Origin of the sequence: Klebsiella indica (assembly GCF_005860775.1) — a bacterium.
Classification (GTDB): domain Bacteria; phylum Pseudomonadota; class Gammaproteobacteria; order Enterobacterales; family Enterobacteriaceae; genus Klebsiella; species Klebsiella indica.
Genome location: NZ_VCHQ01000008.1, coordinates 1 through 24,075, shown reverse-complemented (window position 1 = coordinate 24,075; position 24,075 = coordinate 1). Strand labels below are relative to the sequence as shown.

17 protein-coding genes, 1 pseudogene and 1 CRISPR repeat array are annotated in these 24,075 nt (G+C 52.9%); of the genes and pseudogenes, 16 read left to right on the top strand and 2 right to left on the bottom strand.

Annotation, left to right across the window (positions count from 1 at the left end; all coding sequences use genetic code 11):
• Nucleotides 1-33: 33 nt before the first annotated feature.
• From mazG to eno, 3 genes are all read left to right on the top strand, one after another.
• Nucleotides 34-825, top strand: a complete 792-nt coding sequence (gene mazG, locus FE839_RS06675) for a nucleoside triphosphate pyrophosphohydrolase (protein WP_138360068.1) — start codon at nt 34-36, stop codon at nt 823-825.
• A gap of 227 nt (nt 826-1,052) precedes the next feature.
• Complete coding sequence (gene pyrG / locus FE839_RS06670; protein WP_138360067.1) at nt 1,053-2,690, top strand: glutamine hydrolyzing CTP synthase; 1,638 nt, start codon at nt 1,053-1,055, stop codon at nt 2,688-2,690.
• Between the two features lie 80 nt (nt 2,691-2,770).
• Nucleotides 2,771-4,069, top strand: coding sequence for a phosphopyruvate hydratase (gene eno, locus FE839_RS06665; protein ID WP_138360066.1), 1,299 nt, complete (start codon nt 2,771-2,773; stop codon nt 4,067-4,069).
• Nucleotides 4,070-4,333: 264 nt separating this feature from the next.
• On the opposite strand, the gene FE839_RS06660 is transcribed toward eno, so the two are convergent.
• Entirely contained in the window at nt 4,334-5,443 is a 1,110-nt protein-coding gene (locus FE839_RS06660) for an SDR family oxidoreductase (protein ID WP_138360065.1), read from the bottom strand.
• A 443-nt stretch (nt 5,444-5,886) separates the two neighbouring features.
• Between FE839_RS06660 and queE the strand changes: the two genes are divergently transcribed.
• Nucleotides 5,887-6,558: a 7-carboxy-7-deazaguanine synthase QueE gene (queE, locus tag FE839_RS06655; protein WP_138360064.1), complete on the top strand. Its 672-nt coding sequence runs from the start codon at nt 5,887-5,889 to the stop codon at nt 6,556-6,558.
• An 86-nt stretch (nt 6,559-6,644) separates the two neighbouring features.
• On the opposite strand, the gene queD is transcribed toward queE, so the two are convergent.
• Nucleotides 6,645-7,007, bottom strand: coding sequence for a 6-carboxytetrahydropterin synthase QueD (gene queD / locus FE839_RS06650; protein ID WP_138360063.1), 363 nt, complete (start codon nt 7,005-7,007; stop codon nt 6,645-6,647).
• A gap of 436 nt (nt 7,008-7,443) precedes the next feature.
• Here queD and cysJ point away from each other — a divergent pair, with 436 nt between their 5' ends.
• The 12 genes and pseudogenes from cysJ to FE839_RS06585 form a co-directional block, all read left to right on the top strand.
• Nucleotides 7,444-9,243, top strand: coding sequence for an NADPH-dependent assimilatory sulfite reductase flavoprotein subunit (gene cysJ, locus FE839_RS06645; RefSeq protein WP_138360062.1), 1,800 nt, complete (start codon nt 7,444-7,446; stop codon nt 9,241-9,243).
• The gene (gene cysI / locus FE839_RS06640) at nt 9,243-10,955 is read left to right on the top strand and encodes an assimilatory sulfite reductase (NADPH) hemoprotein subunit (RefSeq protein WP_138360061.1); all 1,713 of its coding nucleotides are present in this window, start codon (nt 9,243-9,245) and stop codon (nt 10,953-10,955) included. The genes cysJ and cysI overlap by 1 nt, the downstream gene beginning before the upstream one ends.
• Before the next feature lie 101 nt (nt 10,956-11,056).
• Nucleotides 11,057-11,791, top strand: coding sequence for a phosphoadenosine phosphosulfate reductase (gene cysH / locus FE839_RS06630; RefSeq protein ID WP_138360059.1), 735 nt, complete (start codon nt 11,057-11,059; stop codon nt 11,789-11,791).
• A 72-nt stretch (nt 11,792-11,863) separates the two neighbouring features.
• Entirely contained in the window at nt 11,864-14,521 is a 2,658-nt protein-coding gene (gene cas3 / locus FE839_RS06625; RefSeq protein WP_138360208.1) for a CRISPR-associated helicase Cas3', read from the top strand.
• A gap of 151 nt (nt 14,522-14,672) precedes the next feature.
• The gene (gene casA, locus FE839_RS06620; RefSeq protein WP_138360058.1) at nt 14,673-16,199 is read left to right on the top strand and encodes a type I-E CRISPR-associated protein Cse1/CasA; all 1,527 of its coding nucleotides are present in this window, start codon (nt 14,673-14,675) and stop codon (nt 16,197-16,199) included.
• A complete protein-coding gene (gene casB, locus FE839_RS06615) occupies nt 16,196-16,747 on the top strand; it encodes a type I-E CRISPR-associated protein Cse2/CasB (RefSeq protein ID WP_138360057.1) in 552 nt (183 codons plus the stop codon). The genes casA and casB overlap by 4 nt, the downstream gene beginning before the upstream one ends.
• Nucleotides 16,748-16,761: 14 nt before the next feature.
• Nucleotides 16,762-17,817, top strand: coding sequence for a type I-E CRISPR-associated protein Cas7/Cse4/CasC (gene cas7e, locus FE839_RS06610; RefSeq protein WP_138360056.1), 1,056 nt, complete (start codon nt 16,762-16,764; stop codon nt 17,815-17,817).
• 9 nt (nt 17,818-17,826) lie between these two features.
• Nucleotides 17,827-18,573 carry a type I-E CRISPR-associated protein Cas5/CasD gene (cas5e, locus tag FE839_RS06605; RefSeq protein WP_138360055.1) on the top strand — a complete coding sequence of 249 codons (747 nt, stop codon included), beginning with the start codon at nt 17,827-17,829 and terminating at the stop codon, nt 18,571-18,573.
• Nucleotides 18,555-19,205, top strand: coding sequence for a type I-E CRISPR-associated protein Cas6/Cse3/CasE (cas6e, locus tag FE839_RS06600; protein ID WP_138360054.1), 651 nt, complete (start codon nt 18,555-18,557; stop codon nt 19,203-19,205). The genes cas5e and cas6e overlap by 19 nt, the downstream gene beginning before the upstream one ends.
• The gene (cas1e, locus tag FE839_RS06595) at nt 19,202-20,122 is read left to right on the top strand and encodes a type I-E CRISPR-associated endonuclease Cas1e (protein ID WP_138360053.1); all 921 of its coding nucleotides are present in this window, start codon (nt 19,202-19,204) and stop codon (nt 20,120-20,122) included. The genes cas6e and cas1e overlap by 4 nt, the downstream gene beginning before the upstream one ends.
• Nucleotides 20,122-20,415, top strand: a complete 294-nt coding sequence (cas2e, locus tag FE839_RS06590; protein WP_138360052.1) for a type I-E CRISPR-associated endoribonuclease Cas2e — start codon at nt 20,122-20,124, stop codon at nt 20,413-20,415. Before cas1e ends, cas2e begins: the two co-directional genes overlap by 1 nt.
• 96 nt (nt 20,416-20,511) lie before the next feature.
• Nucleotides 20,512-23,531: direct repeats of the CRISPR family, unit length 29 nt; unit sequence GTGTTCCCCGCGCCAGCGGGGATAAACCG.
• A 98-nt stretch (nt 23,532-23,629) separates the two neighbouring features.
• A pseudogene (locus FE839_RS06585) lies at nt 23,630-24,075 on the top strand (IS5 family transposase); the annotation flags it as partial.

Below are 24,075 nucleotides of genomic sequence, written 5' to 3'. Positions count from 1 at the left end.
GCCTACGTTGGTGACAAATTTCAGGATTTTCACATGAATCAAATCGATCGCCTGCTTGGCATCATGCAACGTTTGCGCGACCCGGAAAATGGCTGTCCGTGGGATAAAGAGCAGACGTTTGCGACCATCGCGCCTTATACCCTCGAAGAAACCTATGAAGTGCTCGACGCTATCGCCCGGGAAGATTTCGACGATCTTCGCGGCGAACTGGGCGACCTGCTGTTTCAGGTCGTATTCTATGCTCAGATGGCGCAGGAAGAGGGACGCTTTGATTTCAACGACGTCTGCGCGGCGATCGGCGACAAGCTGGAGCGCCGTCACCCGCATATTTTCGGTGATGCGTCCGCGGGCAACAGCAGCGAAGTACTGGCGCGTTGGGAGCAGATTAAAAGCGCTGAGCGTGCGGAAAAGTCACAGCACTCCGCGCTGGATGATATTCCCCATAGTCTGCCCGCGCTGATGCGCGCGCATAAGATTCAACGACGCTGCTCGGCGGTGGGTTTTGACTGGACTTCCCTTGGCCCGGTGCTGGACAAAGTGCATGAAGAGATGGATGAAGTGATGCACGAAGCGCAGCAGGCGGTGGTGGATGACGCTAAACTAGAAGAGGAAGTGGGCGATCTGCTGTTTGCGACGGTGAATTTATCCCGCCATTTGGGGGTAAAAGCTGAAGTCGCGCTGCAAAAAGCCAACCTCAAATTTGAGCGACGTTTCCGTGAAGTTGAGCGGATTATCGCCGCGCGCGGTCTGGAAATGACCGGCGTCGACCTCGATATCATGGAGCAGGTGTGGCAGGAAGTAAAACGCCAGGAAACTGATCTCTAAAGAGTTTTCGTGATCAAGCGCGATTTGTGTGATTTTTTAAATAACAAGCGCTTGATTTACGTCAAAAACATTTCGCCAAAAGCGGCTATTTTCTCACTCCCCGCGTTTGTGTGAGCCGGATGAAGAGGAGGGATAATGAAAGTTTGTGGCGTCAGTCATGATCGGGTATACTGCTTTCCCGTCCTGGTTATTCCATCGTCTTTTAAACCTAACTTCTCAGGTTCAGCATGACAACGAACTATATTTTTGTGACCGGCGGGGTCGTATCCTCTCTGGGTAAAGGCATTGCCGCAGCTTCCCTCGCAGCCATTCTTGAAGCCCGTGGGCTTAACGTGACCATGATGAAACTGGATCCGTACATCAACGTCGATCCAGGTACCATGAGCCCAATCCAACACGGGGAAGTGTTCGTTACTGAAGACGGCGCTGAAACCGATCTGGACCTGGGCCACTATGAGCGTTTCATTCGCACCAAGATGAGCCGCCGCAACAACTTCACAACCGGCCGTATCTATTCCGACGTTCTGCGTAAAGAGCGCCGTGGCGATTATCTGGGCGCGACCGTACAGGTTATTCCGCACATCACCAACGCCATCAAAGAGCGCGTGCTCGCGGGTGGCGAAGGCCATGATGTGGTGCTGGTCGAAATTGGCGGCACGGTAGGTGATATCGAGTCTCTGCCGTTCCTCGAAGCGATTCGGCAGTTGGCGGTGGATATCGGTCGTGAAAACGCGCTGTTTATGCATTTAACCCTGGTGCCATACATGGCTGCTGCGGGTGAAGTCAAAACCAAACCGACCCAGCACTCCGTTAAAGAGCTGCTCTCCATCGGTATTCAGCCTGATATCCTGGTCTGCCGCTCCGATCGCGCGATTCCGGCGAACGAACGCGCCAAAATTGCATTGTTCTGCAATGTGCCGGAAAAAGCGGTTATTTCGATGAAAGATGTCGATTCCATTTATAAAATTCCAGGCCTGTTGAAATCTCAGGGGCTGGACGATTATATTTGTAAACGATTCAGCTTAAACTGTCCGGAAGCGAACCTGGCCGAATGGGAACAGGTTATCTACGAAGAAGCGAATCCGGCAGGTGAAGTCACTATCGGGATGGTCGGCAAGTACATTGAACTGCCGGATGCCTATAAATCGGTGATTGAAGCGCTGAAACACGGTGGTCTGAAAAACCGCGTAACCGTCAACATCAAGCTGATCGATTCGCAGGATGTTGAAACGCGCGGCGTCGAAATTCTGAAGAATCTGGACGCTATCCTGATCCCCGGCGGCTTCGGCTATCGCGGAGTTGAAGGTAAGATTGCCACTGCGCGCTATGCGCGAGAAAACAATATTCCGTACCTGGGGATTTGTCTGGGTATGCAGGTTGCGCTGATTGAGTTTGCGCGCAACGTAGCGGGAATGGAAAACGCTAATTCCACGGAATTTGTGCCAGACTGTAAGTATCCGGTTGTGGCGCTGATTACCGAATGGCGTGATGAAGAAGGCAATGTTGAAGTGCGTTCTGAGAAGAGCGATTTGGGCGGCACAATGCGCCTTGGGGCTCAGCAGTGCCAGCTCAGCGACGATAGTCTGGTGCGCCAGTTGTACGGTGAGCCAACCATTACCGAGCGCCACCGTCATCGCTACGAAGTCAATAATATGTTGTTAAAACCGATTGAAAATGCGGGCCTGCGCATTGCGGGCCGTTCCGGGGATGATCAGTTGGTCGAGATCATCGAGGTGCCGAACCATCCGTGGTTTGTTGCCTGTCAGTTCCATCCGGAGTTTACTTCGACGCCGCGTGATGGGCACCCGCTGTTTGCTGGCTTTGTGAAAGCCGCTGGCGAGTACCAGAAGCGTCAGGCGAAGTAAAAGAGTTAGAACGGCAATGCACCCATCAGGGTGCATTGTTTGTCTGGAGTTTTAGTTTAACTTGTACTGAGGAAAACCTAATGTCCAAAATCGTTAAAGTCATCGGTCGTGAAATCATCGACTCCCGTGGTAACCCGACTGTTGAAGCCGAAGTACACCTGGAAGGTGGTTTCGTTGGTATGGCAGCCGCTCCGTCAGGTGCTTCTACCGGTTCCCGCGAAGCGCTGGAACTGCGCGATGGCGACAAATCCCGTTTCCTGGGTAAAGGCGTAACCAAAGCTGTTGCAGCGGTTAACGGCCCGATCGCGCAGGCAATCCTTGGCAAAGACGCCAAAGATCAGGCTGGCATTGATAAAATCATGATCGACCTGGACGGTACTGAAAACAAATCTAACTTCGGTGCGAACGCAATCCTGGCGGTCTCTCTGGCTAACGCCAAAGCTGCTGCGGCGTCTAAAGGCCAGCCGCTGTATGAGCACATTGCTGAGCTGAACGGCACTCCGGGCAAATACTCTATGCCGGTTCCGATGATGAACATCATCAACGGCGGCGAACACGCTGACAACAACGTTGATATCCAGGAATTTATGATTCAGCCGGTTGGCGCGAAAACGGTAAAAGAAGCCATCCGTATGGGTTCTGAAGTTTTCCATCATCTGGCAAAAGTGCTGAAAGGCAAAGGCATGAACACCGCGGTGGGTGACGAAGGCGGCTATGCGCCGAACCTGGGCTCCAACGCTGAAGCTCTGGCCGTTATCGCTGAAGCAGTTAAAGCAGCTGGTTACGAGCTGGGCAAAGACATCACTCTGGCGATGGACTGCGCAGCGTCTGAGTTCTACAAAGACGGCAAATACGTTCTGGCTGGTGAAGGCAACAAAGCGTTCACCGCTGAAGAATTCACTCACTTCCTCGAAGAACTGACTAAACAGTACCCGATCGTGTCTATCGAAGACGGTCTGGACGAGTCTGACTGGGAAGGTTTCGCATACCAGACTAAAGTGCTGGGCGACAAAATCCAGCTGGTTGGCGACGATCTGTTCGTAACCAACACCAAGATCCTGAAAGAAGGCATCGAGAAAGGCATCGTTAACTCCATCCTGATCAAATTCAACCAGATCGGTTCGCTGACCGAAACGCTGGCTGCAATCAAAATGGCGAAAGACGCGGGCTACACTGCCGTTATCTCTCACCGTTCAGGCGAAACTGAAGATGCGACCATCGCTGACCTGGCTGTAGGTACTGCTGCTGGCCAGATCAAAACCGGTTCGATGAGCCGCTCTGACCGCGTTGCTAAATACAACCAGTTGATTCGTATCGAAGAAGCGTTGGGTGAAAAAGCGCCGTACAACGGTCGTAAAGAGATCAAAGGTCAGGCATAAGTCTGTCTTTATCTGATATGAAAATGCCAGCCTTCGGGCTGGCATGAGGCTGATGACAAACCTGATTTAGATATTGTGCTCGCATTTCTGCCGGGTGGCGGCTATCGCCTTACCTGGCATGTAAAACCAATAATATCATCATGTTATGGGTTTTTCGTAGGCCCGCGCAAGCGAAGCGCCGCCGGGCAATTCCGGAAAAACGCACTTTGTCAGCAATCTGATGCCAGCCTTCGGGCTGGCATTTTTTTGTCGGGACAAAATTGATTACTTAAAATCCACCGCCATTTGCTGTGGAATCGAAAGTCCGCGGGTTGTCTGCACGCAGCGATCGATATAATCGGTAAAGCGTGGTGGTTTCGGCATCCCCATACTGAGCAGTTTGTCGTTGCTGAATCGTACATTGAGCGTGGCGAAGGCACCGTACAGGCGCATGGCTTTTAGCATCAGACGTTCGTTGCAGGGGCCGAAGATATCCTTCAGTTCACGACGCATGTTGACCAGCGTTTCATAGCTGACCTGAGCGTACTTGTTGCCAACCGGAGCTTGTTTTAGCGCGGATGCCATGGCGTTATCAATATCCGCAAACCTCACGCTATTTTCTTCTCCTGCCGAAATGTGTACCACCTCCCCATGGGCAAGGGGGCAATTAAGCAGCATCAGCAGCGCATCGGCGCAGTAATCGACGGGGATAACATCAATACGATCTTCCATAGAACACATAAATTTTTGCAGCATCAGACCCATACTGAACACCCAAAAGATGCTGCTGGAAGGCTGACAGCCGTGATGAGTATGACCAACAACAATAGAGGGACGGGCGATAACCAGCGGTAGCGTCGGGCACTCCTGCTGCATCAGACGTTCTATCGTGGATTTAGAGTGCGTATACTCAACCAGATGTTCAGCGTGCTCGCGAAATTCCGCGCTTTCTGCTACCAGTGAATTGGGTTCTGGTGAACATGACATTGCGGTCCCCACGTGCAGAAAGCGCTGAAGGCCGCTGACAAGGGCCATTCTTCGGGCAAATTTTAGCGTTCCTTCGACATTCACTTTCCAGATCAACGGGTTGTTGCCAAAGGAGGCAACGGCGGCGCAATTGATAACATGAGTGACCCGCTCCAGACGCGGGTCGTCAAGAAAAACGTCCGGGGCTGCCAAATCGCCCAGCAGAATGTTTTGCACGCCGAGTACCGCCAGTTTCTCTTCTGCAATATTGAATTTTCGCAGGTTTTCCTTTACCCGTTGAAGTGCCGCAGCATTATTATTGGCACGAACTAACAGCAGCAAATTAATTTCATTGGTCTGATTCAGAACGTTTTCTAAAATTGCACCACCCAGAAATCCGGTCGTACCTGTAATTAATAATGTGTTCATGAATGCTATCTCATTATGTTGGTTGACTGGATTCTAAGCGTCGACAATTAAACGGATATTAAATGGGAGTGTGCCGTAACATACGGTTTATTAAGATTATTTATATATATATGGCGCTGTGGATCGTATTTGACCTTGCGCGAGATTAAGAAATTCATTATTTAATGTATCAGTTTGTACATTCTTGAAATGTCGTGCTTTTGGCCTATTTTCTTATGCTTTTATCGTGACAACTTAAAATATTTTGTTACATCAAAAATGACGTTCGAATAGAGGCTGGTTTTAGCTGGAGTGATCAGGCTAATTAAATAACGATCTGTTTGCTCGTCGGCGTGAGGGTAAGGCATTATTTATTTTTTACCCGACTGCAACGCAGCCGGGGGCAAGACCTGAGCCGGTAAATCTGCGATAATGCGCGCTCATAACCCCAGACAGAGATGATTATGCAGTACCCGATTAACGAGATGTTCCAGACCTTGCAAGGCGAAGGTTACTTTACCGGCGTTCCCGCCATTTTTATTCGTTTACAGGGATGCCCGGTTGGTTGCGCCTGGTGCGATACCAAACATACCTGGGATAAGCTTGCCGATCGGGAAGTGTCGCTGTTCAGCATTCTGGCGAAGACCAAAGAGAGCGATAAATGGGGCCCGGCAAGCGGCGAAGATCTGCTGGCGATTATTGGGCGTCAGGGCTGGACGGCACGTCATGTGGTGATTACCGGTGGCGAACCCTGCATTCATGATTTAACGCCGTTAACTTCTCTGCTGGAGCAAAACGGTTTTAGCTGCCAGATAGAAACCAGCGGCACCCATGAGGTGCGCTGTACGCCACATACCTGGGTGACGGTATCGCCAAAGGTCAATATGCGCGGCGGCTATAATGTGCTGTCACAGGCGCTGGAGCGGGCTAATGAGATCAAGCACCCGGTTGGTCGCGTGCGTGATATTGAAGCGCTGGATGAACTACTGGCGACGCTGAACGACGATAAGCCGCGCATCATTGCCCTGCAGCCTATCAGCCAGAAAGAAGAGGCGACCCGCCTGTGTATTGAAACCTGTATCGCGCGGAACTGGCGCTTATCAATGCAGACGCACAAATATCTGAATATTGCGTGATAAAAAATCGTTCCCGGCCTGCAACTGTTCCCATTTGTGTGCAGGCCGGATAAGACGCAGCGCGTCGCCATCCGGCAAACCCAAAATCACTCGCCGCGATAGACGCAGCCTGCGGTACAGGTTTCTTTAATCATTACCGCGCTGAGCAGCGGAACCACCGGTTTGACCTGCTGCCAGATCCATTTTGCCAGCACCTCGCTGGTTGGATTGGACAGACCGGGAATGTCATTCAGATAGTAGTGATCCAGACGATCGTAAGTCGGCTTAAAGGCGGCTTTAAGCTCGGCGAAATCCATGATCCACCCGGTATGGGGATCGACCTCACCGGTAATCTCCAGACGCACCATAAAAGAGTGGCCGTGCAGGCGACCGCACTTATGGCCTTCTGGTACATGCGGCAGACGGTGAGCGGCTTCGAAGGTGAAATCTTTAAACAGCGTGGTGGACATCTTTTATTCTCAATATGGCAAAAAACCGCCGTAGGGTACCGGAAAGCACATTTTTTATCATTAACTAAAATGTCCCTGAGCAGAAAGTCATCGCGTTTACGCGGTTTTATTGAAATAACTCTTTATATTTCATGTTGTTATTTAATCGATTTTGTTGTTAATAACTATAACTAAAACAGGTTAGTCCATTTGGTTATTTGTTATTTCCATCCCTTCTTTAATTGTTACTATCAGCACCGTTAACCTTATTGCTCGTCATACTTCGAGCTGCATGTGCGTTGGCAATAATTCGACCCATCTCAGGGCCTCGCCCGGACGACGTTGCCACAGTATCGCTGCCTGCAACCCGAATTATTTAGAGTAAATATATTCTCTTCTGTTTTATCGCGCTGACAGGGCGCGAATCACAGCTTTGCTTACTGGAACATAACGACGCATGACGACACAGGCCCCACCTTCCAATTTGCTACCGCTGAGTCCGGAGCAAATGGCTCGCCTTCAGGCGGCCACGACTGACTTCACGCCTGCCCAGTTGGCCTGGGTTTCTGGCTACTTCTGGGGGGCGCTGAACCAGCAGCCCGGCGCGGCGGTTGTCGCTCCAGCCCAGGCGGCAGAAGTGCCATCCATCACCCTTATTTCGGCATCGCAAACCGGTAACGCCCGCCGCGTCGCCGAAGCGCTGCGTGACGATCTGCAGGCCGCACAGCTCAATGTTAAACTGGTCAACGCCGGCGACTATAAATTCAAACACATTGCCGCCGAAAAACTGCTGGTCGTAGTGACGTCAACACAAGGCGAAGGTGAGCCGCCGGAAGAAGCCGTCGCGCTGCACAAGTTCCTGTTCTCGAAGAAAGCGCCGAAGCTGACCGATACGGCATTTGCCGTGTTTGGCCTGGGCGATACCTCCTATGAATTTTTCTGCCAGTCCGGTAAAGATTTTGATAGCAAACTGGCCGAACTGGGGGGCGAACGCCTGCTTGACCGGGTTGACGCTGATGTGGAATATCAGGCTGCCGCCGCCGAATGGCGCGCCCGCGTGGTCGAGGTGCTGAAGGCGCGCGCGCCTGCTGCTTCGCCGTCCCAACTGGCCACCAGCGGGGCGGTGAATGAGATCCACTCCAGCCCGTACAGCAAAGAAGCGCCGCTGACCGCGACCCTCGCAGTAAATCAAAAAATCACCGGCCGCGATTCAGAAAAAGATGTCCGTCATATTGAAATCGACCTCGGCGACTCGGGCCTGCGTTATCAGCCGGGCGATGCCCTGGGCGTGTGGTACCAGAACGATCCGGCGCTGGTAAAAGAGCTGGTGGAACTGCTGTGGCTGAAAGGCGATGAGCCGGTTACGGTAGAGGGAAAAACCCTGCCGCTTGCCGACGCGCTGGAGTGGCACGTCGAGCTGACGGTTAACACCGGTAACATTGTTGAGAGCTATGCCACCTTAACCCGCAGCGAGTCTCTGCTGCCGCTGGTGGGCGATAAAGCGCAGCTTCAGCATTATGCCGCGACCACGCCGATTGTCGACATGGTCCGTTTCTCTCCGGCACAGCTGGATGCTCAGGCGCTGATCGATCTGCTGCGTCCGTTAACCCCGCGGCTGTACTCTATCGCCTCATCCCAGGCGGAAGTGGAAAGCGAAGTACACATTACCGTTGGCGTGGTTCGGTATGATATTGAAGGCCGCGCCCGTGCTGGCGGCGCCTCCAGTTTCCTTGCCGATCGCGTTGAAGAAGATGGTGAAGTGCGGATCTTTATCGAACATAACGATAACTTCCGTCTGCCTGCCAACCCGCAGACGCCGGTGATCATGATTGGCCCAGGCACCGGCATCGCGCCGTTCCGCGCGTTTATGCAGCAGCGCGCGGCGGAAGGCGCAGAAGGCAAGAACTGGCTGTTCTTTGGCAACCCGCACTTTACCGAAGATTTCCTTTATCAGGTGGAGTGGCAGAGCTACGTCAAAGAGGGCGTACTGACCCGCATTGACCTGGCCTGGTCCCGCGATCAACAACAAAAAGTCTATGTTCAGGACAAGCTGCGCGAGCAGGGGGCTGAACTGTGGCGCTGGATTAACGATGGCGCCCATATTTATGTCTGCGGCGACGCGAATCGCATGGCAAAAGACGTTGAGCAGACGTTACTGGAAGTGATTGCCGAATACGGTGCGATGGACGCCGAAGCGGCGGACGAATTTTTAAGTGAGCTGCGCGTTGAGCGCCGTTATCAGCGAGATGTCTACTAATGAGCGAAAAACATCCAGGCCCGCTGGTGGTCGAAGGTAAACTGGCTGACGCCGAGCGTATGAAGCTGGAAAGCAACTATCTGCGCGGCACCATTGCAGAAGATTTGAACGACGGCCTGACCGGTGGTTTTAAAGGCGACAATTTTCTGCTGATCCGTTTTCACGGCATGTATCAGCAGGATGACCGCGATATTCGCGCCGAGCGTGCGGCGCAGAAGCTGGAGCCGCGTCATGCGATGCTCTTGCGCTGTCGCCTGCCGGGGGGCGTTATCACCACCAAACAGTGGCAGGCGATTGATAAATTCGCCGGTGAAAATACGATTTACGGTAGCATTCGTCTGACTAACCGCCAGACTTTCCAGTTTCACGGCATTCTGAAGAAGAACGTGAAGCCGGTACATCAGATGCTGCACTCCGTTGGGCTGGACTCGCTGGCCACCGCCAACGATATGAACCGTAATGTGCTCTGTACCTCTAACCCGTATGAGTCCCAGTTGCATGCGGAAGCCTACGAATGGGCGAAGAAGATCTCCGAGCACCTGCTGCCGCGCACTCGCGCTTATGCAGAGATCTGGCTGGATCAGAAAAAAGTCGCCACCACGGACGAAGAACCGATCCTCGGTCAGACTTATCTGCCGCGTAAGTTCAAAACCACCGTGGTGATCCCGCCGCAAAATGATATCGATCTGCACGCGAACGACATGAACTTCGTGGCGATTGCTGAAAATGGCAAGCTGGTGGGCTTTAACCTGCTGGTCGGTGGCGGCCTGTCTATCGAGCACGGGAATAAGAAAACCTATGCCCGTACGGCGAGCGAGTTTGGCTATTTGCCGGTGGAGCACACTCTGGCGGTGGCGGAAGCGGTGGTAACCACCCAGCGCGACTGGGGCAACCGGACCGACCGTAAAAATGCGAAAACCAAATATACTCTGGAACGCGTGGGCGTTGAGACTTTTAAGGCGGAAGTAGAGCGCCGGGCGGGCATCAAGTTTGAGCCGATTCGCCCGTATGAATTTACCAGCCGCGGAGACCGTATCGGCTGGGTGAAAGGCATCGACAATAACTGGCACCTGACGCTGTTTATTGAAAATGGTCGTATCCTCGACTATCCGGGGCGTCCGTTGAAGACTGGCCTGCTGAAAATTGCGAAGATCCATAAAGGGGAATTCCGCATTACGGCGAATCAGAATTTGATCATTGCCAGCGTTCCGGAAGAACAGAAAGCGAAGATCGAAAAGCTGGCCCGTGACCACGGCCTGATGAACGCCGTGACTCCGCAGCGTGAAAACTCGATGGCTTGCGTATCGTTCCCGACTTGTCCGCTGGCAATGGCCGAGGCAGAGCGCTTCCTGCCGTCATTTATTGATAAAGTCGAGGCGGTGATGAGCAAGCATGGGGTCGGCGATGAGCATATCGTTACCCGCGTCACCGGCTGCCCGAACGGCTGCGGTCGCGCGATGCTGGCGGAGGTTGGTCTGGTAGGGAAAGCGCCGGGGCGTTATAACCTGCACCTTGGCGGCAACCGCAGCGGGACGCGTATTCCGCGTATGTATCGGGAAAATATTACCGAGTCGGAAATCCTCGACTCTCTTGACGAACTGGTAGGGCGCTGGGCGAAAGAGCGCGAAGCGGGTGAAGGCTTCGGCGATTTTACGGTGCGTGCGGGCATTATTCGCCCGGTGCTCGACCCGGCCCGGGATTTCTGGGAATAACGTGCATCGCCGGATGGCGGCATAAATACCTTATCCGGCCTACGTAGACGGTAGGCCGGATAAGCGTAGCGCCATCAGGCAAGGCAAACAGTGAGGAACTTATGTCCGTACTCGATCTAAACGTGCTTAACGAATTACCGAAGGTCGATCGTGTTTTGCAACTGGCGGAAACCAATAGTCAACTGGAAAAACTGAGCGCGCAACAGCGTGTCGAATGGGCGCTGGAAAATCTGCCGGGCGAATATGTGCTCTCTTCAAGCTTTGGTATTCAGGCGGCGGTGAGCCTGCATCTGGTTAATCAGGTACGTCCGGGTATTCCGGTCATTTTGACCGATACCGGCTATCTGTTCCCGGAAACCTACCAGTTTATCGACGAGTTAACGGATAAGCTCAACCTGAATCTGAAGGTCTATCGGGCGAAGGAGAGCGCGGCCTGGCAGGAAGCGCGCTATGGTAAGCTATGGGAGCAGGGCGTTGAGGGCATTGAGAAATACAATGACATCAACAAGGTTGAGCCGATGAACCGGGCGCTTGCAGAGCTGAAGGCGCAAACGTGGTTTGCTGGCCTGCGCCGGGAGCAGTCCGGCAGCCGCGCGCATTTACCGGTTCTGGCGATCCAGCGTGGCGTGTTTAAAGTGCTGCCAATCATCGACTGGGATAACCGCACCGTTTATCAGTATCTGCAAAAGCACGGCCTGAAATATCATCCTCTGTGGGATCAGGGCTATCTGTCGGTGGGCGATACCCACACCACCCGCAAATGGGAGCCGGGAATGGCGGAAGAAGAGACGCGCTTCTTTGGTCTGAAAAGAGAGTGCGGATTGCACGAAGGTTAATGTGAGTCCCGGCGCTGCCGGGATTTTTTTGTGTATATTAAGGTCTTCCTGATTAATGGAGTGATCTTGATGATGTTTAATTATTGGGGGAAAGCCCGGCGAGGGGATGATGAGGGAGGTGATGATTATCACTTACTGTGCTGGCATTCTCTGGATGTGGCGGCAGTTGGTTACTGGATGGTGCAGCATAATATCCATAATATCGCTGATTATCTTAAGAAAATGGGCCTGGATGACAGGGCTCAGGCAGCGCAGTTTTTTGCCTGGTTATTATGCTGGCATGATATCGGGAAATTCGCGCATTCTTTCCAACAGCTTTATATTCATGACAATCTTAACTCGCAGAATGACAATATAAAAAATTATGAGGCCATCCCGCATGCCACCCTGGGATATTGGCTGTGGAATGATTATCTGAGCGGGTATTCTGAACTTCTCCCAACATCTTCTCTTGCAGCCCGCAAGTTGAAGCGCGTCATTGCACTTTGGATGCCGCTTACGACCGGGCATCATGGGCGTCCACCGGCTTTGGTCGCGGAGCTGAAAAATTTTCGTCAGCAGGATAAAGAGGCGGCACGCGATTTTCTTGCCAGCATAAAATCGTTATTTCCGCTGTTTGAGATCCCTGAATTTTGGGATGACGATGATAGTATTGCTCTCTTTAAACATCTGTCATGGTTTATTTCAGCGACGATAGTGTTGGCTGATTGGGTCGGTTCTTCAACCCGATATTTTCCACGAATCGCTAAACCGATGGCTATTGAGTCATACTGGCGGCACCATGCGCTGGTGAAAGCAAAAATAGCCATTTCTGTTTTCCCGCCTTCTTCTGAAGTCGCGCCTTTTTCTGGTGTAAATGCGTTATTTCCTTTTATCCGGCATCCAACCCCGTTACAACAAAAAGCGCTTGAGCTGGATATTAATCAACAAGGTCCGCAATTATTCATTCTTGAAGATGTGACCGGTGCCGGGAAAACGGAAGCCGCGCTTATTCTGGCTAACCGCCTGATGGCCGCAGGAAGGGCGCAGGGCCTCTATTTTGGCTTGCCGACGATGGCGACGGCGAATGCTATGTTTGAGCGTCTGGCGGAGAGCTGGCTGGCGCTATACCAACCACATTCACGGCCCAGCCTGGTCCTGGCGCATAGCGCACGTGGATTAATGGCGCGTTTTAATCAGTCAATCTGGTCGGGCGATTTATCGGGTTCAGAAGAACCTGATGATCTTCAGCCTGACAGTCAGGGATGCGCGGCCTGGTTTACTGACAGCAATAAAAAAGCGCTGTTGGCCGAAGTCGGTGTTGGTACGCTCGATCAGGCGATGATGGCGGTGATGCCGTTTAAGCACAATAACCTGCGGATGCTGGGGCTGAACAAGAAGATTCTGGTCGCCGATGAGATCCATGCCTATGACGCTTATATGTCGCGAATTCTGGAGGGATTGATTGAAAAGCAGGCCAGTGACGGCAATACCACTATTCTGCTTTCCGCCACCCTATCTCAGCAGCAGCGGGACCGGCTGGTTGCCGCTTTTGCTAAAGGAGCAAAGCGTCAGATTGAAGCGCCATTACTGGGTTATAGCGATTATCCCTGGTTAACGCAGGTCTCTGGTTCGCAGGTGATTTCGCAATATGTGGAAACCCGTAAAGAGGTTCAGCGCAGCGTCAAAGTGGCCTGGATACATAGCGAACAGGAGTGTATTGAACGCATTGAGAAGACCGTAAGTCAGGGGAAATGTATTGCGTGGATACGCAACTCTGTTGACGACGCAATTCGTATTTATCGCCAGCTTCTTGGCAGGGGGGGTATTCCGGCCGAAAACCTATTGTTATTCCATAGCCGCTTTGCTTTTTATGATCGTCAGCGAATTGAAAATCAGGCGCTGGCTCAGTTTGGTAAAAAAGGCGGGACGCAACGTAGTGGAAAGGTGTTGATCGCCACTCAGGTTATTGAACAGAGCCTGGATATTGACCTTGATGAAATGATCTCTGATTTAGCGCCTGTGGACTTGTTGATTCAGCGGGCGGGACGGTTACAGCGTCATATTCGGGATTGTCATGGCTTATTGAAATTATCCGGACAGGATGAACGTGATGCGCCGGAGTTGCTGATTCAGGCTCCTGAATGGAATGACTCGCCACACGAGGACTGGTTTTCCAGCACCATGCGTAACAGCGCTTATGTCTATCCCGATCATGGGCGCCTGTGGCTCACTCAGCGTGTACTGCGTGAACAGGGGGAAATTCGCATGCCTCAGTCTGCCCGATTGCTGATCGAGTCGGTCTACGGCGAAGAGGTCAATATGCCGGAAAGTTTTGTGCAGACAGAGCAGGTGCGGGAGGGAAAATATTACTGCGACCGGGCATTTGCCGATCAAAACCTTATCAACTTTGCACCTGGATATAGCCCGGAAAGCAGCGATTTTTTACCGGAAAAATTGTCGACGCGCCTTGCTGAAGAGTCCATCACCCTATGGCTGGCGAAAATTGTCGATGGCGTTGTTACGCCTTATGCGTCAGGCGAGCACGCCTGGGAAATGAGCGTGCTGCGGGTACGCCAGGGATGGTGGAATAAACATCGTGAAGATTTTACGTTGCTTGACGGTAAGCCGTTTCGGCAGTGGTGCGTTGAGCAGCATCAGAATCAGGAGTTTGCGATGGTGATTGTGGTATCTGATTCTGAGACGTGTGGTTATTCGATGCATGAAGGGTTGATCGGAAAGGCAGATTAACGACACAGAATTGCACTGACAGGCTTTCGTGATCTGTCGTTTGATGATTCACCTGGGCAACAAGCTGACAGTGAGTTTTCAACTGTCAGTCCGTTAAAACTCAAGGGAACACTTTTGCGCCATGGACTGGCGCATCAGGTAAGGAAAAGGCATGTTTCCGATAAATTTAATTTCAACACCCTGGCTTCCCGTTCGTTTCAAAGACGGTTCCATTGGCAAACTGGCGCCAGTCAATCTGACAGATGAAAACGTGGTAGATGTCGCCGCCACGCGAGCGGATTTGCAGGGCGCAGCCTGGCAGTTCTTGCTGGGATTATTACAATGCACTGTCGCGCCGAAAAACAGTGCTCGCTGGGAGGATATCTGGTTCGACGATGGATTGAGCGCAGAAAAACTTCGTCAGGCGCTGGAACCGCTAGAGTCTGCCTTTCAGTTTGGTGCCGATACACCCTCTTTTATGCAGGATTTTGAACCCATAGGTGGTGAGAAAGTTTCAATCGCCTCATTGCTGCCGGAAATTCCTGGGGCGCAAACCACCAAATTTAATAAAGACCATTTTGTTAAGCGCGGCGTCACGCAGCACTTTTGCTCGCACTGCGCGGCGCTGGCGTTATTTTCGTTGCAGCTTAATGCGCCATCGGGCGGTAAAGGTTATCGAACCGGGCTGCGAGGCGGCGGGCCGATGACCACGCTTATCGAATTGCAGGAGTATCAGAGTAACCGGCAAACGCCTCTATGGCGCAAGCTATGGCTCAATGTTATGCCGCAGGATAGCGGTGGATTACCTTTGCCGGAGCAGTGCGATGCATCAGTCTTTCCCTGGTTAGCCGCCACCCGCACCAGTGAACTGGCAAATGCCGTCACAACCCCAGAACAGGTCAATCCGCTGCAGGCCTATTGGGGGATGCCAAGACGTATTCGTCTTGATTTTGCATCCACTCATTCAGGCTCTTGCGATCTCTGTGAAACTCACAGTGATGAACTGCTGAGTTCGATGACCGTAAAAAACTACGGCGTTAATTACGCGGGTTGGGTACACCCACTGACACCTTATCGCCTGCCGTTAAAAGAAGGTAGTGAACGCTATTCCGTCAAACCGCAGCCGGGCGGCCTTATCTGGCGGGACTGGCTGGGATTGAGTCAGGAAGGTACATCAGAAAATAACCGAGAATACCCGGCTCAGGTTGTTAAAACGTTCGCTACGCATAACCTTAAGGATATCAGGGTTGGATTGTGGGGCTTTGGCTATGATTTTGACAATATGAAAGCCCGCTGCTGGTATGAACATCACTTCCCGCTGTTATTAACCGAAAACATTATCCCCGATCTGCGACAGGCGGCGCAAACGGCATCGCGTCACCTCGGCCTGCTACGTAGCGCATTAAAAGAGGCCTGGTTCTCTGATGCCAAAGGCGCACGCGGTGATTTCAGCTTTATTGATATCGACTTCTGGCATCTTACTCAGGCCTCTTTTCTGGAACTGGTTCGCGATATTGAAAGCGGCCAGAGCACAGAAAAAAGACTGAGCCAATGGCAAAATGATATCTGGTTATTTACCCGCCGCTACTTTGATGACCATGTTTTTACCAACCCCTACGAGGGCGGCGATCTTAAGCGAGTTATGCTGGCACGGAAAAAATATTTCACCAAAGCGAAAAAGCAGGAGGCTGCTGAATGAGTATTGTGGAAGACAATCATAAGGCCACGTTGCGCCGGTGGCATGAAGAGTTGCAGGAAAAACGCGGTCTGCGTGCCAGCCTGCGGCGCAGCAGAACGGTGAATGAAGTCTGCCTGTCGGAGGGATTTCGTTCTCTACTGATGCAGACTCACACGTTATGGAAAATAGAAGGGCAAGAGTGGCGTTTTACCGCGCTGGCGATAACCGCGGCGCTGGCCGCACATGTTAAATCTATTGTTAAAGAGCCGAATTTTGCTGCGCAGTTAGGCCAGATGACCGGCAATAACCCGGTGATGTCCGAACTGCGCTTTTCCCGGCTGTCTGCGGTGAAAACGCCTGATGAATTGCTGCGTCAGCTACTGCGTGCGGTTCGGCTGCTTAATGGCGCGGTGAATCTTCCGTCACTGGCAGATGACATCTTTTGCTGGTGTCGGGAAAACGACGAACTGCTTAACCATATCCGCCGCCGCCAGCGGCCAACTGAATTTATCCGTATCCGCTGGGCGCTGGAGTATTACCAGGCCGGTGATGCCAACAACGACGATTAATAAGGGACTCTCAGATGACCACGTTTATTCAACTGCATTTACTGACCGCATATCCGGCTGCCAACCTGAACCGTGATGACACCGGTTCGCCGAAAACGGTCGTGCTCGGTGGCGCGACGCGTCTTCGCGTTTCTTCACAAAGCCTGAAGCGCGCCTGGCGCACATCCGAACTTTTTGAACAGGCTCTTGCCGGAAATATTGGTATTCGTAGCGGACGTATTGCGCGTGAGGTGGCGAAAATCCTGACGGAAAACGGCATCGATGACAAAAAGGCCGTCGAGTGGGTAAAACCGATTGCGGACTATTTAGGTAAAGCTAAAACGGAGAAGAAACCGAAAGAACCATTGACCAATGCTGAAACCGAGCAACTGGTGCATATCAGTCCGGCAGAGTTCGATGCGGTCATGGCGCTGGCGCATCGCCTGGCTGAAGAAAAACGAGCACCGAAAGAAGAAGAACTTTTGCTGCTGCGTCGCGATCGCATGGCAGTCGATATTGCCATGTTTGGCCGTATGCTGGCAAATAAACCGGAGTTCAATGTGGAAGCCGCGTGTCAGGTTGCGCATGCATTCGGCGTCAGTGAAACCATCGTGGAAGATGATTTTTTTACCGCGGTAGACGATCTGCGTAAACCTTCTGAGGATGCTGGCGCGGGGCATCTTGGTGAAGCCGGTTTCGGCTCGGCTCTGTTTTATACTTATATTTGTATAGACAAAGACCTGCTACTGAAAAATCTGAACGGCAATGAAGAGCTGGCGAATAAAACGCTGCGCGCTTTTACCGAGGCCGTGCTGAAAGTCTCGCCAACCGGCAAACAAAATAGCTTTGCCAGTCGTGCTTATGCGTCCTGGATGCTGGCGGAAAAAGGAACCGATCAACCTCGTTCACTGGCGGCGGCGTTTTACAACCCGATCAACGGCACCAACCAGCTGGAGGCCGCGATAAAACGCATTACTGAAATGCGCGAGAATATAAATACGGTTTACGAACAACGGACAGAATCCGTCGGTTTTGATGTGATGAATGGAAAGGGAAGCATCAAAGAGGTGCTGGATTTTATCAGCGCGTAAGGGGCTACTATGAGCCAGTATCTGATTTTTCAGCTTCAGGGGCCAATGGCTTCATGGGGCGTGGATGCCCCCGGAGAGGTGCGCCATAGTCATGAGTTACCCACGCGTTCGGCGCTACTGGGACTACTGGCGGCAGCCCTGGGGATTCGTCGCGATGAAGAAAAACGTCTGAACGAGTTTAATCAGCACTACGCATTTTTGTTATGTGCCAGCAGGGAGCCTCGTTGGGCGCGGGATTACCATACTGTCCAGATGCCGAAAGAAGTGCGTAAAGCCCGTTATTTCAGTCGTCGTGAAGAGTTAAGCGATCCTGAACTGCTGAGTGCGCTGATCTCCCGTCGGGATTATTACACCGACGCCTGGTGGATGGTGGCGATAGCGCAAACCTCCGGTGCGCCATATTCGCTGGAGCAACTACGAGATGCGTTACAACACCCGGTATTCTCTCTGTATCTGGGGCGTAAAAGCCATCCTCTGGCATTACCGCTTGCGCCCTTGCTGCTGGAAGGTTCCGCCCCGGATGTGCTGAGTGATGCGTATGATCAGTATCGGGAGAAGTTCAACAGGCTAAAAATTCCGTTAGCGGAATTACAGCCTCAGTGCTGGTGGGAGGGCGAACATGAAGGTCTGGAAGCCAATAAAGTCTTACGTCGTCGTGACAGGCCAATGAGTCGCCAGCAGTGGACGTTTGGCGAACGCACCGTTAATCAAGGCGTGCTGCTCATCAAGGAGGAACCGTGTATCTCGCAAAAATAACGCTGCATACCAGTAAGCTTTTACCATCACAACTGCTGAAATTAGTGGATCGCGGAGAATATGTGATGCACCAGTGGCTTTGGGAGCTGTTTCCCGGAAGAGGCGAACGGCAGTTTCTTTATCGTCGAGAGGAGCTTCAGGGAGCATTTCGTTTCTTTGTGCTTTCTCAACAACCACCGGCTGAGAGCGATATTTTCGATATCGAATATCGTTCGTTCTTAGCGACCTTAAGCCCGGGTCAAACGCTGCGTTTTAGCCTGCGAGCCAATCCAACGATTTGTAAAGCAGGTAAACGTCACGATCTGTTGATGGAAGCAAAACGTCAGGTGAAAGGGAAGAACGAGGACCTGGATATCTGGCAGCATCAACGGCAGACGGCGCAAGACTGGCTGGCGAAACAAGGGAAACAGAATGGATTTTCGCTCAGTGAAGTGAGTGTGGATGCGTATCGGCAGCAGCAGATTGTTCGGGCGAAGTCCCGGCAGATGATCCAGTTCAGCAGCGTGGACTATTCTGGCCTACTGGTGGTTAACGACCCAGCGTTATTTCTGCAGCGTCTGATTCAGGGATATGGGAAAAGCCGGGCTTTTGGCTGCGGGCTAATGCTGATTAAACCTGGAGACAAAGGGTGACTTATGTACCGCTCAGTCCCATTCCACTGAAAGATCGTACATCAATGATTTTCCTCCAGTATGGGCAGATTGATGTCCTGGATGGTGCATTTGTGTTGATCGATAAGACGGGGATACGTACTCATATTCCGGTAGGGTCTGTGGCCTGTATCATGCTGGAACCGGGGACTCGGGTTTCTCATGCGGCAGTGCGCCTGGCGTCAACGGTAGGAACACTACTGGTGTGGGTAGGAGAGGCCGGTGTCCGGGTTTACTCTTCCGGGCAGCCCGGCGGTGCGCGGGCAGACAAACTGTTGTATCAGGCGAAATTGGCGCTGGATGATGATTTACGTCTGAAAGTCGTGCGTAAAATGTATGAACTCCGTTTTCGTGAGCCGCCGCCTGCGCGTCGTTCTGTTGAGCAGCTGCGCGGTATTGAAGGTTCTCGTGTTCGTCAGACTTACGCATTGTTGGCTAAACAGTACGGAGTGAAGTGGCATGGCCGTAATTATGATCCTAAGGACTGGGAAAAAGGAGATGTGGTGAACCAATGTATCAGCGCTGCAACTTCATGCCTGTACGGGATTTCAGAAGCGGCAGTATTGGCGGCGGGTTATGCGCCGGCGATTGGTTTCATTCATAGTGGCAAGCCCCTTTCATTTGTTTATGACATCGCTGATATCATCAAATTTGAATCAGTGGTCCCGAAAGCATTTGAAATTGCTGCACGTGCTCCTTCCGAACCCGATCGTGAAGTCAGACTGGCCTGTCGTGATATTTTTCGTAGTACCAGGCTCACCGGAAAGCTTATCCCTTTGATTGAAGAGGTTCTCGCTGCTGGTGAGATTGAGCCACCGAAACCTGCGCCAGATATGCTGCCTCCCGCAATTCCTGAACCGCAGTCACTTGCTGATAATGGGCATAGAGGGCACGGTTAATGAGTATGGTGGTTGTTGTAACGGAAAATGTCCCCCCACGTTTGCGAGGACGACTTGCTATATGGCTCCTGGAAATCCGGGCTGGCGTATACGTAGGCGATGTCTCAAAACGTGTGCGAGAAATGATCTGGCAACAGGTTACCCAGTTGGGAGGTATTGGAAATATTGTTATGGCCTGGGCAACAAACACTGAGTCTGGTTTTGAGTTTCAAACCTGGGGGGAAAACCGTCGTATTCCGGTAGATTTGGATGGCTTGAGGTTGGTTTCTTTTCTTCCCATTGAAAATCAGTAGGTTACCTGCTCTTTAATAAGGTGGAGTTGTTACTAATAGGTTGGTATATTGTTTATTTCTAAAAAATCCTATAGAAAACAGATATATAAATTTAGTGTGTTCCCCGCGCCAGCGGGGATAAACCGTTACCGGGGGAATATTACTTTACCCTTCCCCGGTGTTCCCCGCGCCAGCGGGGATAAACCGAGCGAGTTTCTATCACTGGTAACAGGGGATTGGTGTTCCCCGCGCCAGCGGGGATAAACCGAACGGCCACAACGAACCGTTTAAAGTGCAGCGGTGTTCCCCGCGCCAGCGGGGATAAACCGCGAGCAGCGGTCGTCGGCGCAGCCTGAATGACGTGTTCCCCGCGCCAGCGGGGATAAACCGCATACTTGATAAAAAAGGACGATGCTGAGAAAGTGTTCCCCGCGCCAGCGGGGATAAACCGGCCACATACAAAGATAAGAAGACCAATAAATTGTGTTCCCCGCGCCAGCGGGGATAAACCGGCAAAACTGTTACGCTCTACGCTCGCCGATATGTGTTCCCCGCGCCAGCGGGGATAAACCGCTCGCGGCAGTAATGGCGGCGCAGCAACAGAAGTGTTCCCCGCGCCAGCGGGGATAAACCGGCGACCGGGAGGGCTGGACATCCAACGGCGGCGTGTTCCCCGCGCCAGCGGGGATAAACCGCAACCGGATACCGGCTTCCGGTAAGTTTCATCGTGTTCCCCGCGCCAGCGGGGATAAACCGGGAAGAGGGTGTGACGCATTATTCCCTTATTGGTGTTCCCCGCGCCAGCGGGGATAAACCGCTACAGCCAGTCTCTATCACGGATACGTTCCGGTGTTCCCCGCGCCAGCGGGGATAAACCGTCAGAGCGCATTGCCGGTGGAGGCTCTTCCGGGTGTTCCCCGCGCCAGCGGGGATAAACCGCCCAAAGGCAAGTTCCTCCCTGGCAAGTGTAAGTGTTCCCCGCGCCAGCGGGGATAAACCGACCGTAGCTTCCCTCGTGGTAGCTGTGTTCGTGTGTTCCCCGCGCCAGCGGGGATAAACCGGACTGGACGCTGTTTGTGAGTGATATTTCCGCGTGTTCCCCGCGCCAGCGGGGATAAACCGAGCAGGCAAGCAAAACATAAATAAGAGAACGCGTGTTCCCCGCGCCAGCGGGGATAAACCGGCATTGTGATTAGCTCAAGGCATTCAACATTTGTGTTCCCCGCGCCAGCGGGGATAAACCGATGTAATCGCCAGCGCTTGCTGTCATGGTCCCGTGTTCCCCGCGCCAGCGGGGATAAACCGCGATATCTGAAAAATCTGACAAAAGGGACATCGTGTTCCCCGCGCCAGCGGGGATAAACCGCAGTCCCACCGCCGTTCGCGGAAGCACTGGTAGTGTTCCCCGCGCCAGCGGGGATAAACCGAACAATGACGCTGTCTGCTGCGGTAGATGCGCGTGTTCCCCGCGCCAGCGGGGATAAACCGGCCAGTCGGGCGGATTTAACAAAGAAGCGCGTGTGTTCCCCGCGCCAGCGGGGATAAACCGAGCTCACGTCATCATCGCCCGTAACGCTATCCGTGTTCCCCGCGCCAGCGGGGATAAACCGGCCATATTTCGAGGTTAAAAAATGAACGAACAGTGTTCCCCGCGCCAGCGGGGATAAACCGGTGAGGTTGGCGATTATACCGCACCCGTTATTGTGTTCCCCGCGCCAGCGGGGATAAACCGAAAACCAACGTTTGACTGTTTTCTCAGATTGACGTGTTCCCCGCGCCAGCGGGGATAAACCGGGGTATAGCGTTTTATCGTCTACAGCAGACGGCGTGTTCCCCGCGCCAGCGGGGATAAACCGCAGGCCTTTAGCGCCTTTTGCCGTGTCACCGAGTGTTCCCCGCGCCAGCGGGGATAAACCGCGTTTTATCTTCGTTGGCATAGACCATATTTTGTGTTCCCCGCGCCAGCGGGGATAAACCGTTACCGACGCGCCGAAGGTCGATCACATCATTGTGTTCCCCGCGCCAGCGGGGATAAACCGTGCAGATGGAAGAGACTCAGCCGATCAAAGACGTGTTCCCCGCGCCAGCGGGGATAAACCGTTTCAAACTGGCAGATAAGTATCCTTGTAAGGGTGTTCCCCGCGCCAGCGGGGATAAACCGCTTTGATTTCTTTTACAGGCTGCGATCTCGAGGTGTTCCCCGCGCCAGCGGGGATAAACCGGTCTGCTACGTGTACCCGCAGTGATAGCAAGTGTGTTCCCCGCGCCAGCGGGGATAAACCGTGGCGGCGCACCAGAGCATTGCGGGAACGGTAGTGTTCCCCGCGCCAGCGGGGATAAACCGCACACACAGCAGCAATACCAATAATCACTGCCGTGTTCCCCGCGCCAGCGGGGATAAACCGCATCACTGAATGCGCCTCAACTAACTATTTATGTGTTCCCCGCGCCAGCGGGGATAAACCGGCGATTACACCTTTGGCCAGGGCGATGATACCGTGTTCCCCGCGCCAGCGGGGATAAACCGAGGGTAACAAACAGGCTTGGACTGGCATCCCTGTGTTCCCCGCGCCAGCGGGGATAAACCGGATATTGCCGACAGCAAACTGCGCCAGCCTCAGTGTTCCCCGCGCCAGCGGGGATAAACCGCGAGCGTTGTGCGCCACCGTCAAAACACCAGGGTGTTCCCCGCGCCAGCGGGGATAAACCGGGCTATAGATACCGGGTAACCGGGTGCATACTGTGTTCCCCGCGCCAGCGGGGATAAACCGCGCTGGTGGGTCTGGCGATATACCCAGTTAATGTGTTCCCCGCGCCAGCGGGGATAAACCGCCGTTGCTTCGGTAGCCGTTTCCGTAGTATCCGTGTTCCCCGCGCCAGCGGGGATAAACCGAACGCAGTGGAGGTGCAGGTGATTGAGCAGGCGTGTTCCCCGCGCCAGCGGGGATAAACCGACTGACCAAAGCGGGCCTGGAGCATGTCGGACGTGTTCCCCGCGCCAGCGGGGATAAACCGTAAATCCAGAGCTTACCCGTTCTTCACTCTCCGTGTTCCCCGCGCCAGCGGGGATAAACCGTACGTCGAGCACAAGATGTGCATCACGCGCAAGTGTTCCCCGCGCCAGCGGGGATAAACCGGCCGATACTGGCTTCAGCAAAAGCTTTATCTAGGGTGTGTCCCGTAACTGTTTTTTGTACAATCAGGCACCTGTTTTGACCACAAAAGTACCTTTAACATGGCTCGTTACGATTTCCCTGATGATGCATGGGCGATAATTTCTCCCATGTTGCCTGCTGAAAGCGGGTCCTCCAAAGGTGGCCGTCCTTACTTCGCGCACAGACATGTCATGAATGGCATATTTTGGGTGCTTTGTTCCGGCGCTCCCTGGAGAGATTTGCCTGAACGTTACGGTCACTGGAAGACGGTTTATAACCGCTTTAACCGATGGTCTAAGGCTGGAATAATGAACAGTATTTTCAATAAATTACTCCAGATTCTGGATGAAAAAAAGTTGGTTGACTGGGATGTTATTGCACTTGATGGCAGTAATATCAGGGCCCTGAAAGCAGCGGCAGGTGCGAAAAAAAACATCCCGATGACATCAACGACCATGGGCTGGGTCGCTCTCGCGGCGGCTTTGGCACCAAAATCCATTTGGCGACAGACGGGACAGGATTGCCA